This window comes from Modestobacter sp. VKM Ac-2984 (genome assembly GCF_026967985.1).
Taxonomy (GTDB): domain Bacteria; phylum Actinomycetota; class Actinomycetes; order Mycobacteriales; family Geodermatophilaceae; genus Modestobacter.
The window spans coordinates 256,389-269,437 of sequence record NZ_JAPVBJ010000005.1 but is presented as its reverse complement, the minus strand read 5'-3'; the positions used below and the strand labels follow the sequence as shown (position 1 = coordinate 269,437).

Here is a 13,049-nt window from a genome sequence, read left to right as displayed (position 1 = left end):
ACTCACTAGGGTTGGCGGCATGCGCGTACTCGTCACCGGTGGGGCCGGCTACATCGGCAGCGTAGTCACGGCGGCCCTGCTGGAGGCCGGCCACGAGGTCACGGTGCTCGACGACCTGTCGACCGGCCACGAGGACGCCGTCCCCGCAGGCGCCCGGTTCGTCCGGGCGTCGCTGCACGACTCCGCGCCCGTGCTGGCCGACGTGCGCCCCGAGGCGGTGCTGCACTTCGCGGCCAAGAGCCTGGTCGCGCAGAGCCAGGTCGCGCCGGAGGTCTACTGGCACTCCAACGTCGGCGGCTCGCTGGCGCTGCTGGAGGCGATGCGCGCGGTCGACTGCCGGCGGATCGTCTTCTCCTCGACCGCGGCCACCTACGGCGAGCCCGACGAGGTGCCGATCCGCGAGGACGCCCCGACCCGGCCCACCAACACCTACGGCGCCAGCAAGCTCGCCGTCGACACCATGCTGACCTCCTACGCGGTGGCCCACTCCTTCGCCGCGGTCAGCCTGCGGTACTTCAACGTCGGCGGCGCGGCCTACGGCGTCGGTGAGCGGCACGCCACCGAGACCCACCTGATCCCGATCGCCCTGCAGGTCGCCTCCGGCACCCGCGAGGCGCTCACCGTGTACGGCTCGGACTACCCGACCCCCGACGGCACCTGCATCCGCGACTACGTGCACGTCCAGGACCTCGCCGCGGCCCACCTGCTGGCGCTGCCGGCCCCGGCGCCGGGCGAGCACCGCATCTACAACCTGGGCAGCGGCACCGGGTTCTCCGTGCAGCAGATGGTCGACGCGGTCCGGGAGGTCACCGGGCACGAGGTGCCGGTCGTCGTCGGCGACCGGCGGCCCGGCGACCCGGCCCGGCTGGTGGCCAGCTCCGCCCGGATCCAGGACGAGCTCGGCTGGGCACCGCAGCACACCGACCTCGGCGAGATCGTCGCCGACGCCTGGGCGTTCACGAACAGCCGGGCCTGAGCAGGCCCGACCGTCAGCCTGCGGTGGACTCCGCGGCCCTGTCGGCGTCGTCGTCGTCCTGCTGCGGAGCGGCGCTGACGCTGATCCGGGAGATCCGCCGTCCGTCGAGCTCGAGCACCGTCAGGGTGCGCTCCTCGACCGTCACGGTGTCCCCGACCACCGGCAGGCGCCCCAGCTCGGCGAGCACGTAGCCGGCCACCGTCTCGTACGGGCCCTCCGGCAGCTGCAGCCCCGTCGCCCCGGCGAAGTCGTCGAGGTTGAGCAGCCCGTCCACCTCGTGCGGCCCCTCGGCCGGCTCCTCGGACTCGGGCGCGACGTCCTCGTCGTACTCGTCGTAGATGTCCCCGATGACCTCCTCGATGAGGTCCTCCAGGGTGACGATGCCGTCGGTGCCGCCGTACTCGTCGACCACGATCGCGAAGTGCCGGTTCTCCTTGCGCATCCGGGACAGGGCGGTCAGCACGCCGGCGGTGCCCGGCAGCTGCTTGATCTCGCGGGCGAGGTCACCCACGGTCGCCGCCCGCCCGGCCGGGTGGGTGGGCAGGAACAGGTCGCGCACGTGCACGAAGCCGACGACGTCGTCCTCGTTCCGGCCCACCACCGGATAGCGGGACCAGTTGGAGTCCGCGACCTGCTTGGCCGCCCGGCTGGCGGTCATGCTGGCCTCCAGGAAGTGCACCTCGGTGCGGGGGGTCATCACCTCGCGCACCTCCCGGTCGCCGGCCCGGAACACCTCGTCGATCAGCCGGCGCTCGTCGCTGGACAGCGACTCGTGCGCGGCGACCAGGTCGCGCAGCTCCTCCTGGCTGATCGACTCACCGCTCGCCCGGGGGTCACCGCCCAGCAGGCGGACCAGCACGTTCGTGGACTTCGACAGCAGCCAGATGATCGGCCGGAACAGCTTGGCGATGGCGTTGAGCGGGGCGGCGACCACCAGCGAGAAGCCCTCGGCCCGCTGCAGGGCCAGCCGCTTGGGGGTCAGTTCGCCGACGACCAGGGACAGGTAGCTGATCGCGATGGTGACGGCGACGAAGGACAGCGGGTCGGCCACACCGGGCTGCACCCCCCAACCGATCAGGACGTCGCCGAGCGGCCCGGACAGGGTGCTGGCGCCGAACGCGGCGGAGAAGAAGCCGGCCAGCGTGACGCCGACCTGGACGGAGGCGAGGAACTGGTTGGGGTCGGCGAGCAGCTTGTTCAGCGCCTGCCCGCGCCGGCCGGTCTCGGCCAGGGCTCGGACCTGGGACTCGCGGAGGGACACCAGCGCGATCTCGGCACCGGAGAACGCGCCGCCGACCAGCACGAAGGCGAAGACCATGACGATGTTGAGCCAGACGTCGCTCACGAGCGGCGTGCTCCTCCAGATGTGGGGTGTGCCGGGAACGCCCGGAGTCGCCCACGGTAGTGGCTGGGCCGAGGGCCAGCCCGCGCCTCCCTGCCGGGCCCACCCGCGCAGCGGCCCTCCCGCGACCACCTCGGTCACCGTCCGCATACGGCTACCCTCGACCGGGTAACGACCCGATCCCACTGACGAGGACGCAGACGTGCCGCTCCGCCTCACCTCGCCGTCCTCGGCCGGCCGCCTCCGGTCGCGGTGGGTCCTCCTGCTGATCGCCGTCGTCGTCGCCGCGGTGGCCCTGACCACCGTGCTGGGCGGCCGCCTCCTGCCCGGCCTGGACGACGCCTCGCAGGCCACGCACGTCGAGCAGCGCGCCACGGACGTCGAGCGCCGGGCCGCGGACGTCGAGCAGGCGGACGCCGCACCACCTGCCTCTCCCAGCGACCCTGCGCCGTCCAGCACTGCGCCCGCTCCGGTGACCGGCAGTGCGGGTGAGCCGACCGCCGCGACCACCTCTGCGGCCCCGGCGCCGCCGCCCCCACCGGCCCCGGGTCCTCCCCCGGCCCCTGCCCGTGCCCCGGGCCCGGCCCCCGCTCCTCCGCCGCCTCCGCCGCCGGCAGCCGCGCCTGCGCCCCGGGCTCCTGCACCGTCCGCGGCAGCGCCGGCGCCCGCACCACCGCCGGCCGCGGCGGCCGCCCCCCGGCCAGCAGCGGCGGCCGCACCAGCGGCGTCCGGGCCCGAGGGGCAGGTGCTGGCCCTGGTGAACGTCGAGCGGGCCGCCGCCGGCTGCGCCCCGGTCAGCGCGGACACCGGCCTGGCCACGGTCGCCCGGGCGCACAGCGCCGACATGCGGGACCGCGGCTACTTCTCCCACGTGAACCCCGAGGGACTGGACCCCTTCGCCCGCGCCCGCGCGGCTGGGCTGGGCCACGCGCGGGCGGAGAACATCGCCGCCGGCCAGCCCGACGCGACCGCGGTGATGGCGGCCTGGATGACCAGCCCCGGGCACCGGGAGAACATCCTCGACTGCGACCTGCGCACGCTGGGGGTCGGGGTCGCCACCGGTTCCGGCGGCCCGTGGTGGACCCAGCTCTTCGGTGCCTGAGCCCCCACCACCAGCCCGATCTCGGCCCGCCCCCAACGCAGAACGGCCCCCGCGACCAGAGGTCGCGGGGGCCGTTCTGAACTACAACTGTCAGGCCGTCATCACGACAACTGTCGTCAGGCCATCGCCTTCTGCAGGTTGGTGTCGATCGCCGCCAGGAAGTCCTGGGTGGTCAGCCACGGGCTGTCCTTGGAGATCAGCAGCGCGAGGTCCTTGGTCATCTGACCGCCCTCGACGGTCTCGATGCAGACCCGCTCGAGGGTCTCGGCGAACCGGGTCACCTCGGGGGTGCCGTCGAGCACGCCGCGGTGGGCCAGGCCCCGGGTCCAGGCGAAGATCGACGCGATCGGGTTCGTCGAGGTCTCCTTGCCCTGCTGGTGCTGGCGGTAGTGCCGGGTGACCGTGCCGTGGGCGGCCTCGGCCTCGACGGTCTTGCCGTCCGGGGTGGCCAGCACCGACGTCATCAGGCCGAGCGAGCCGAAGCCCTGGGCCACGGTGTCGGACTGCACGTCACCGTCGTAGTTCTTGCACGCCCAGACGTAGCCGCCCTCCCACTTGAGGGAGGCGGCGACCATGTCGTCGATGAGCCGGTGCTCGTAGGTGATCCCGGCCGCGTCGAACTGCTCCTTGAACTCGGCCTGGAAGACCTCCTCGAAGATGTCCTTGAACCGGCCGTCGTAGGCCTTCAGGATCGTGTTCTTCGTGGACAGGTAGACCGGGTAGCCGCGGTTGAGCCCGTAGTTCAGCGAGGCCCGGGCGAAGTCGCGGATCGAGTCGTCGAGGTTGTACATCGACAGCGAGACGCCGGCGCCGGGGGCCTGGAAGACCTCGCGCTCGATCGGCTCACCGCCGTCCTCGGGGGTGAACACGACCTTCAAGGTGCCCGCGGAGGGGAACGTGAAGTCGGTGGCGCGGTACTGGTCGCCGTAGGCGTGGCGGCCGATGATGATCGGCTTGGTCCAGCCCGGCACCAGGCGCGGCACGTTCTGCATGATGATCGGCTCGCGGAAGATGACGCCGCCGAGGATGTTGCGGATCGTCCCGTTCGGGGAGCGCCACATCTTCTTCAGGCCGAACTCCTCGACCCGCGCCTCGTCCGGGGTGATGGTGGCGCACTTGACGCCGACGCCGTGCTGCTTGATGGCGTTGGCCGCATCGACGGTGACCTGGTCGTCGGTCGCGTCGCGGTTCTCCATCCCGAGGTCGTAGTACTCGAGGTCGACGTCGAGGTACGGGAGGATCAGCTGGTCCTTGATGAACTGCCAGATGATCCGGGTCATCTCGTCGCCGTCGAGCTCGACGACCTTGCCCTCGACCTTGATCTTGCTCACGTCGTTCTCCTTTGTGCACTCGTGGCCCCGCTGCAGGGCCCCGCCGCGAGCGTGCGAGCGGTGGGGGGCAGCGGGGTCCTTTCTCAGAGGTCGGCTACATCGGCCTGCTTGGCGCGTACCGCCTCGGCGGCCTCGCGCAGACCGGCCAGCTCACTGTCGGAGAGGTCGCCCTCGACGACCTTCCGGACACCTTCTCGGCCGATCTCGGCCTCGACCCCCAGGTAGACCCCGGCGATCCCGTACTCGCCGTCGACCCAGGCGCACACCGGCATCACGGCGCCGCTGTCGGAGATCACGGCGCGGGCCATCCGGGCGGCTGCCGCGGACGGCGCGTAGTAGGCGGACCCGGTCTTCAGCAGCGCCACGACCTCGGCCCCGCCGTTGCGGGTGCGGTCGACCAGGTGCGCGATGCGGTCGGCGGGCAGCGCGTCGGACAGCGGCTTGCCGTCGACGGTGCAGCGGGACGGCACCGGGACCATCGTGTCGCCGTGCGACCCCAGGGTCAGCGTGCGCACGGAGGCGACCGGGACGCCGAGCTCCTCGGCGACGTTGTTGCTGAAGCGTGCGGTGTCCAGCATCCCGGCCTGGCCCATCACCCGGGCCTTCGGGAAGCCGGTGGCCAGCTGCGCCAGGGCGGTCATCTCGTCCAACGGGTTGGACACGACGATGACGACGGCGTCCGGGGAGGTCTGTGCGACGTTCTCGGCGACCTGGCGGACGATGCCGGCGTTGGTCTCGATCAGGTCCATCCGGCTCATGCCGGGCTTGCGGGGCAGGCCCGCGGTGATCACCACGACGTCGGAGCCCTCGGTGCCCGCGTACGAGCCGCCGCCGACCCCCACCACCCGGGTCTCGAACCCCTCGATCGGGCGCGACTGGTTGATGTCCAGCGCCAGCCCCTCGGGCTTCCCCTCCACGATGTCGGTGAGCACGACCGTCTCGAACAGGTCGTACTCCGCCAGTCGCAATGCGGTGGTCGAGCCGTAGAAACCGGCACCGACCACGGTCACCTTGCCGTTCCGGGCCCGCTCTGCCATGCCCGCCAACCTAGCCCCGAGCGGCGTCGTCCGGCCATGCGGGGGCCGCACCGGACCGGTCAGGCGGGCGGGATGCCCAGGGCCAGGACCACGAGGGCGACGCCGGCGGAGCCCGTCAGGGCGACGTCGATGCGCTGGCTGCGGACGGCGAGGAAGCCGGTGCGGCGCAGCGGGAGCAGCAGCCGCAGCGTGGCCGCGGCGATCAGCGCGACCCCCATCACGACCAGGCCCGGACGCCACCGGTCGACCGCGACGAGCAGCAGCCCGGCCCCGGCGACGACGATGACGGCCAGCAGCGGCCACTGCCGGAGGAAGCCGGCCAGCAGCGGTCGGCGCAGGTAGAGCGGCGGCCGGGTGGGTGGGGTCCCGCCGGCGGGCCGGGTCATGCCGTCAGCACCTCGACCCCGGTGGCCTGCTCAGCGGCCAGGACGACGTTGGCCAGCAGCATCGCCCGGGTCATCGGGCCGACGCCGCCGGGGTTGGGGGCCACGAAGCCGGCCACCTCGCGCACGTCCGCGGCGACGTCGCCGGCGATCTTGCCGTCGACCCGGCTGACCCCCACGTCGAGCACGGCCGCGCCGGGCTTGACCATGTCGGCGGTGATCAGCCCCGGGACGCCGGCCGCCGCGACGACGACGTCGGCCGCGCGGGTGTGCGCGGCCAGGTCCCGGGTGCCGGTGTGGCAGAGGGTCACGGTCGCGTTCTCGGTGCGCCGGGTGAGCAGCAGACCCAGCGGTCGGCCGACGGTGATGCCGCGGCCGACCACGACCACCTCCGCGCCGGCCAGCGGGACGTCGAAGCGGCGGAGCAGCTCGACGATCCCGACCGGCGTGCAGGGCAGCGCCCCGGGGACGCCGAGCACCAGCCGGCCGAGGTTCACCGGGTGCAGGCCGTCGGCGTCCTTGGCCGGGTCGATCCGCTCGAGCACGACGCTCTCGTCGATGCCCCGCGGCAGGGGCAGCTGCACGATGTAGCCGGTGCAGGCCGGGTCGGCGTTGAGCTCGTCGACGACGGCGAGCACCTCGGCGAGGTCGGCGGTGGCCGGCAGCTCCCGCTGGATGCTCGCGATGCCGACCTGCGCGCAGTCGGAGTGCTTGGCGCCGACGTACCAGCGGCTGCCCGGGTCGTCACCGACCAGCAGGGTGCCCAGGCCCGGCCGCCGTCCGGCCGCGGCGAGGGCCGCCACCCGCTCAGTCAGCTCCGCCCGGATCGTCGCCGCGGTCGCCTTGCCGTCCAGAGTCGTCGCCACCACGGGGTGCAGTCTGCCCGACGCACCTCGCCGGACTCGCTCAGCCGGCCACCAGGGCGCCGTGGGCGCTGGTGAACAGCACGGCCTGGGCCAGGTCCAGCCGCACCCCGGTGGGGTCGAACCCCCGCCAGTTGACGCCGTCGGTCTGGGCACCGCGCAGGTCCGCCCCGCGCAGCTGGGTCGACTGCAGCCGGGCCCGCCGCAGGTCGGCCCGGGTCAGGTCGGCGTCGGTCAGCACGGTGTCGGTCAGGTCGGCCTCGGTCAGCTTCTGGCCGGAGAGGTCGACACCGGAGAGGTCCACGCCCCGCAGCGACACGTAGGACCAGTCGCACTCGCTCGAGGTCATCGGCCGCAGCGTGGCGCCGGGGAACTGCGAGCCGGTGAGCTTGCACCCGGTCCAGGTGACGTTGGAGAGCTTCGCCCGGTCGAACCGGCAGGAGAGGAACGCCGTCCCCTCGTGCCGGGAGCCCGACAGCGCCGCCCCGGTGAGCACGCAACGCTCGAACACGCACCGCGTGGTGACCAGCTCGGACATGTCGGCGTCGTCGAACCGGCAGTCGATGAACGTGACCTGCTCCAGCCGGGCCCAGTCCCAGTCGACCCGGGCGAGGTCCTCGCCCTCCCAGACGGTGCCCGGCTCCGGCGGCTGCGGGTCCGGCATCAGTGGGCGAAGTGGCGGGTGCCGGTGAGGTAGAGCGTCACCCCGGCGGCCTGCGCGGCAGCGACGACCTCCTCGTCCCGCACCGAACCGCCCGGCTGCACCACGGCCCGCACCCCGGCGTCCAGCAGCACCTGCAGCCCGTCGGCGAAGGGGAAGAACGCGTCAGAGGCGGCCACCGAGCCGGTCGCCCGCTCCCCTGCCCGGGCCACCGCGAGCCGGGCGGAGTCGACCCGGTTGACCTGCCCCATGCCGACCCCGACGGTGGCCTTGTCGGCCGCCAGCAGGATGGCGTTGCTCTTCACCGAGCGGACCGCCCGCCAGGCGAACACCAGGTCGTCCAGCCCGGCGGCGTCCAGCGGGGCACCCGCGGCCAGCGTCCAACTGGTCGGGTCGTCGCCGGGTGCGTCGATCCGGTCGGCGGTCTGCAGCAGCAGCCCGCCGCTGATCGCGCGCAGCTCCACCGACAGCCGCGGCGCCTCCGGCATGCGCAGCAGCCGGATGTTCTTCTTCGCCGTCAGCACGCCGAGGGCGTCCTGGGTGAACGAGGGGGCGACGACGACCTCGGTGAAGACCTCGGAGATCTGCTCGGCCAGGGTCAGGTCGACCTCACGGTTGGCCGCGATCACGCCACCGAACGCCGAGACCGGGTCGCAGGCGTGCGCCTTCCGGTGGGCGGCGGCGATGTCGGCGCCGACGGCGATCCCGCAGGGGTTGGCGTGCTTGATGATCGCCACGCAGGGATCGGCGTGGTCGTGGGCGGCCCGCCAGGCGGCGTCGGTGTCGACGTAGTTGTTGTACGACATCTGCTTGCCGTGCAGCTGCTCGGCGTCCGCCAGACCCGACTGCCCGCTGCGGTACAGCGCCGCGCCCTGGTGCGGGTTCTCGCCGTAGCGCAGGACCTCGGTGCGCTCCCAGCTCCCGCCGACCCACTCGGGGAAGCCGCTCGCGTCGTCCGGGGCCAGCACGTTGCCCATCCAGGAGGCGACGGCGACGTCGTAGGCGGCGGTGTGCCGGAACGCCTCGGCCGCCAGCTCCCGCCGCTGGGCCAGGGTGAACCCGCCGGCCGTGACCGCCTCGACCACCTCGTCGTAGCGGCCCGGGTCGACGACGACGGCGACCGAGGGGTGGTTCTTCGCCGCGGCGCGCACCATCGCCGGGCCGCCGATGTCGATCTGCTCGATGCACTCGTCCGGCGAGGCACCGGAGGCCACCGTGTCGCTGAACGGGTAGAGGTTCACCACGACCAGGTCGAAGGCGGCGATGCCGAGCTCGTCGAGCTGAACGACGTGCTCGGGCCGGCGCCGGTCGGCGAGGATGCCGGCGTGCACCGCCGGGTGCAGCGTCTTGACCCGGCCGTCCAGGCACTCGGGGAAACCGGTGACCTGCTCGACGGGGGTGACCGGCAGACCGGCGGCGGCGATCCGGGCCGCGGTGGCGCCGGTGCTGACCAGCTCCACCCCGGCGTCCACCAGCCCGCGGGCGAGCTCTTCGACGCCGTTCTTGTCGTAGACGCCGAGCAGGGCGCGGCGGACGGGGGTGCGGTCGCTCATCGGGTGCTCTCCTGGGTCGGTGGGTCGGTCGGGGACAGCCCGTCGGCCTGGACCACGAGGCCGGCCAGGGTCTGCACCAGGAGCTCCCGCTCCACGGTCTTGATCCGCTCGTGCAGGCGTTCCTCGTCGTCCCCGGGCAGCACCGGGACCGGGCGCTGGGCCAGGACCGGGCCGGTGTCGACGCCGGCGTCGACGAGGTGGACGGTCGCGCCGGTGGTGGGGACGCCCGCGGCCAGCGCGTCCCGGACGGCGTGCGCGCCGGGGAAGGCCGGCAGCAGCGCCGGGTGGCTGTTGAGCACCCGGCCACCGAACGCGTCCAGGACGGCCGCGCCCAGCAGCCTCATGAAGCCGGCGCAGACGACCCAGTCGGGCCGGTGCCGGGTCAGTTCCGCGGCCAGGGCGGCGTCCCAGCCGGGCCGGTCGGGGGCGTCCCGCAGGGCGGTGACGAACGTGGGGACGCCGGCATCGCGGGCGTGCGCCAGGCCGGGGGCGTCCGCGCGGTCGGAGCCGACGGCGACCACCTCGGCGGGGTAGCCCGGCGAGGCCGCGGCGGACAGCAGCGCCGCGCACAGCGTGCCGGCCCCGGACAACAGGACGACGACGCGGGACCGCGGGACGGCTGCGTCGGCGGACACGTTCGCCAACCCTAGCCGTCGCCTCCGGCCGGGCCGACCGCGGCCGGGCTCAGCCCCGCGCGCGCCAGCGGCTGACGGCGGCGGCCACGGCGGCGGCGAGGGCCGCCTGCGCGGCGATCGCCAGTCCCGTGGCCAGGGCCGGCGCACCCACCTCGGCCAGCGCCGCATCACCGAGCCGGCCGCCGGCGACCAGCACCCACAGCCCGGCGCAGGCGCCCACGCCCAGCCCGGCGACCACGCCCCACAGGGCCGCGATCACCGTGCCGCCGTCGTCGTCGCCGAGCCGGCGACCGATGACCGCACCCGCGACGAGGCCGGCCACCGCGGGCAGGACCTGGGAGAGGAAGGCCAGCAGCGGCACCGCCTGGGTGTCGGGCAGCGCGGCCAGCAGCGGCAGCGCGGGCACGCTGCCCAGCGTCACCCCGCTGGTGGACACGAAGGTCCCGGCGCCCACCAGGAAGCCGGGGCCGGCGGCCAGGCCCATCACCGCGCCGACGGCGTTGGGCAGCACCAGCAGGCTGAGCCCGACCTGCCCGGCGGCTCCGGCACCGGCGCCACCGAGGCCGGTGACGATCCGGCCGAGCCCCGCCACGTCGTCGACGAGGGCCACGGCGATCACCGCGGTGCAGCAGGCGGCCAGCGCCAGGGTCCCGGCGGCCACCGCGCGCAGCACCACCCGCCCGGGACCGGGGAGCCGGTCGACCAGCTCCGCACCCAGGCCGGAGTCGCGCAGCACCCCCAGCCCACCGGCGACGAGCGCGACGACGCCGGCGCCCAGCACCGCGCGCGGCAGGGCGACCGAGGCACCCGGGGCGTCCAGGACCAGGGCGAGGCCGGTGGCGAGGGCGACGTGGACGGCGACGACGACCGCCAGCACCGCGGCCGCCCCGCCGCCGGTGCGCACTCGTCGGAGGGCCACCATCGAGCCCGCGGCCCGGCTGAGCCCCCAGGCGATCGCCACCGTCAGGGCCAGCGGCGCGAGCCGCAGCGGGCCCGAGGGGAGCCGGAGCTCCGCGCCCTGTGCGAGCAGCCACAGCCGGCCCGCCACCCGCGCGGAGGAGGTCAGGGGCAGCCCGCCGTCGGGGTCCAGGGTCTGGACGACGACGACGGCGAGGGTCAGGCCGGCGAGGCCCAGCGCCGACACGGCCAGCGCGGCGGCCGCGGCCAGGAGGCCGGTGAACCGACCGCGACGCTCCCCCGACCCGACGGAGGGCAGACGCGCCAGCAGGGAGGTCACCCCCTCACTGTCGCAAGGTGCAGGAGGCCCGGCGTGGCGCACGCGCCGGGGCGACTCAAGTCACGGCCCGACCCGTGGCGGGGGGTCAGCGGCCGGCAGCGGGGCGTGGTCGATCCGGGTCCGCCGGGTCCTCGGCGGTCGCCCCGCCGGCCGACGGCGCCGGGGCCGGCCGCTGCCAGTGGGCTTCGGGCTGCCCGTACTCCGGGCGCCCGTACTGCGGCGGCTCGTGCTGCGGCTGCGCGTACTGCGGCTGCCCGAAGGCCACCGGCTGCCCGTAGTGCGGGCGGCCGTACTGCGGCTGCTCGGGGTCCGCCGGTGGCCGGTACCCGGACGCCGGCCGGTGCTGCGGCGACCCACTCTCCCCGGCCCCCTCCCCGGGATGGGCCTGCCCACCCCGGAGGACGGACGCCTCGCGGAGCTCGGGCAGCAGGGACAGCGCGGCCAGGACGGTCACGGCGGCGGCGAGGAGGACACCGAGCAGGGCGGGGAGCTGGAAGCCGTAGTCCGCGCTCCGCAGCCAGGCGATGAGCGTGCAGAGCAGGGCCAGCGCGGCCAGGACGACGGTCGGCGCGGCGCGCAGCGAGCCGCCCCGGTCCGGCCGGACCGCGGGGAGCAACGCCCACGCTCCGGCGGCCAGCAGCAACAGCGCGCTGAGCACGACCAGCCCGGAGTACTCGTACCCGCTGGCGGTGATCCGGCCGACGAAGTCGAAGCTGACCGAGGCCCACGGGAGGAAGCCGACGAGCACGTAGAGGAGGGCTCCCCCGGCCACCAGCACGTCGGCCGCCCCCAGCCGGCTCCGGTCGAAGCCGGAGCCCGCGGCCCGCGCACCCGAGGGCGGACCGCCCGGCTGCTGGGGCCCCACAGGAGGCTGGGCCGGGCCACTCGGCGTCATCGTGCTCTCCTCGGCGTGCGTGCGGACGGGCACCAGGGAGTCTCCGCCGTCTCGCGCGCAGCGGAGACCCCTGGGGACGCCACTGCCCGGCGCCTCCGGAGAGGGGCCGGGCAGTGGCGGTGGGACGCGGTCGGTGGCGTCAGCCGCCGACGATCTCCCGCATGAGGCGAGCGGTCTCCGACGGCGTCTTGCCGACCCTGACCCCGGCGGCCTCGAGGGCCTCCTGCTTGGCCGCCGCGGTGCCCGCCGAGCCGGAGACGATGGCGCCGGCGTGGCCCATCGTCTTGCCCTCGGGAGCGGTGAACCCGGCGACGTAGCCGACGACCGGCTTGGTCACGTTGGCCTTGATGAAGTCCGCCGCGCGCTCCTCGGCGTCGCCGCCGATCTCGCCGATCATCACGATCGCCTCGGTCTCCGGGTCGTCCTGGAACGCCTGGAGGCAGTCGATGTGCGTCGTCCCGATGACCGGGTCACCGCCGATGCCGACGGCGGTGGAGAAGCCGATGTCCCGGAGCTCGTACATCATCTGGTAGGTCAGCGTGCCGGACTTGCTGACCAGGCCGATCTTGCCGGCCTGGGTGATGTTCGCCGGGATGATGCCGGCGTTGGACCGCCCGGGGCTGATCAGCCCGGGGCAGTTCGGGCCGATGATCCGGGTCGAGCCGCCCTGGGCGTGCGCCCAGAAGTAGGTCGAGTCGTGCACCGGGATGCCCTCGGTGATGACCACGGCCATCCCGATCTGGGCGTCCACGGCCTCGATGACGGCGCCCTTGGCGAACTTCGGCGGCACGAAGACGACGGTGACGTCGGCCCCGGTCTCCTTCATCGCCTCGGCGACGGAGCCGAAGACGGGGACGGACGTGCCGTCGAAGTCCACGGTCTGACCGGCCTTGCTCGGGTTCACGCCACCGACGACGGCGGTGCCGGAGGCGAGCATCCGCTGGGTGTGCTTGCGGCCCTCGGATCCGGTGATGCCCTGGACGATGACCTTGCTGTTCTCGGTGAGGAAGATCGACATCTCTGCTGTGTCCTGT

At 74.3% G+C, this 13,049-nt stretch carries 13 protein-coding genes; 2 read left to right on the top strand and 11 right to left on the bottom strand.

Annotation, left to right across the window (positions count from 1 at the left end; all coding sequences use genetic code 11):
* Positions 1-19 precede the first annotated feature (19 nt).
* Positions 20-976 (top strand): UDP-glucose 4-epimerase GalE, encoded by a 957-nt coding sequence (gene galE, locus O2W16_RS13030; RefSeq protein ID WP_269159230.1) that lies wholly within the window; start codon positions 20-22, stop codon positions 974-976.
* Between the two features lie 13 nt (positions 977-989).
* On the opposite strand, the gene O2W16_RS13025 is transcribed toward galE, so the two are convergent.
* Positions 990-2,321, bottom strand: coding sequence for a hemolysin family protein (locus O2W16_RS13025; RefSeq protein WP_269159229.1), 1,332 nt, complete (start codon positions 2,319-2,321; stop codon positions 990-992).
* A 199-nt stretch (positions 2,322-2,520) separates the two neighbouring features.
* Here O2W16_RS13025 and O2W16_RS13020 point away from each other — a divergent pair, with 199 nt between their 5' ends.
* On the top strand, positions 2,521-3,420 hold the full coding sequence (locus tag O2W16_RS13020) for a CAP domain-containing protein (protein WP_269159228.1): 900 nt from the start codon (positions 2,521-2,523) through the stop codon (positions 3,418-3,420).
* A gap of 116 nt (positions 3,421-3,536) precedes the next feature.
* Here O2W16_RS13020 and O2W16_RS13015 read toward each other — a convergent pair whose 3' ends face one another.
* From O2W16_RS13015 to sucD, 10 genes are all read right to left on the bottom strand, one after another.
* Positions 3,537-4,751, bottom strand: coding sequence for an NADP-dependent isocitrate dehydrogenase (locus O2W16_RS13015; protein ID WP_269159227.1), 1,215 nt, complete (start codon positions 4,749-4,751; stop codon positions 3,537-3,539).
* Positions 4,752-4,834: 83 nt separating this feature from the next.
* Entirely contained in the window at positions 4,835-5,788 is a 954-nt protein-coding gene (gene mdh / locus O2W16_RS13010; protein WP_269159226.1) for a malate dehydrogenase, read from the bottom strand.
* A gap of 59 nt (positions 5,789-5,847) precedes the next feature.
* Positions 5,848-6,174 carry a DUF3017 domain-containing protein gene (locus O2W16_RS13005; protein WP_269159225.1) on the bottom strand — a complete coding sequence of 109 codons (327 nt, stop codon included), beginning with the start codon at positions 6,172-6,174 and terminating at the stop codon, positions 5,848-5,850.
* The gene (locus O2W16_RS13000; protein WP_269159224.1) at positions 6,171-7,040 is read right to left on the bottom strand and encodes a bifunctional methylenetetrahydrofolate dehydrogenase/methenyltetrahydrofolate cyclohydrolase; all 870 of its coding nucleotides are present in this window, start codon (positions 7,038-7,040) and stop codon (positions 6,171-6,173) included. The genes O2W16_RS13005 and O2W16_RS13000 overlap by 4 nt, the downstream gene beginning before the upstream one ends.
* Positions 7,041-7,077: 37 nt before the next feature.
* Positions 7,078-7,698, bottom strand: a complete 621-nt coding sequence (locus O2W16_RS12995) for a pentapeptide repeat-containing protein (RefSeq protein WP_269159223.1) — start codon at positions 7,696-7,698, stop codon at positions 7,078-7,080.
* Entirely contained in the window at positions 7,698-9,248 is a 1,551-nt protein-coding gene (gene purH, locus O2W16_RS12990; RefSeq protein ID WP_269159222.1) for a bifunctional phosphoribosylaminoimidazolecarboxamide formyltransferase/IMP cyclohydrolase, read from the bottom strand. Before purH ends, O2W16_RS12995 begins: the two co-directional genes overlap by 1 nt.
* Positions 9,245-9,883 carry a phosphoribosylglycinamide formyltransferase gene (gene purN, locus O2W16_RS12985; RefSeq protein WP_269159221.1) on the bottom strand — a complete coding sequence of 213 codons (639 nt, stop codon included), beginning with the start codon at positions 9,881-9,883 and terminating at the stop codon, positions 9,245-9,247. Before purN ends, purH begins: the two co-directional genes overlap by 4 nt.
* Before the next feature lie 49 nt (positions 9,884-9,932).
* Positions 9,933-11,120, bottom strand: a complete 1,188-nt coding sequence (locus O2W16_RS12980; RefSeq protein ID WP_269159220.1) for a cell division protein PerM — start codon at positions 11,118-11,120, stop codon at positions 9,933-9,935.
* Between the two features lie 85 nt (positions 11,121-11,205).
* Positions 11,206-12,048 carry a hypothetical protein gene (locus O2W16_RS12975; protein WP_269159219.1) on the bottom strand — a complete coding sequence of 281 codons (843 nt, stop codon included), beginning with the start codon at positions 12,046-12,048 and terminating at the stop codon, positions 11,206-11,208.
* A 106-nt stretch (positions 12,049-12,154) separates the two neighbouring features.
* On the bottom strand, positions 12,155-13,033 hold the full coding sequence (gene sucD, locus O2W16_RS12970; RefSeq protein WP_269159218.1) for a succinate--CoA ligase subunit alpha: 879 nt from the start codon (positions 13,031-13,033) through the stop codon (positions 12,155-12,157).
* Between the last annotated feature and the right edge of the window lie 16 nt (positions 13,034-13,049).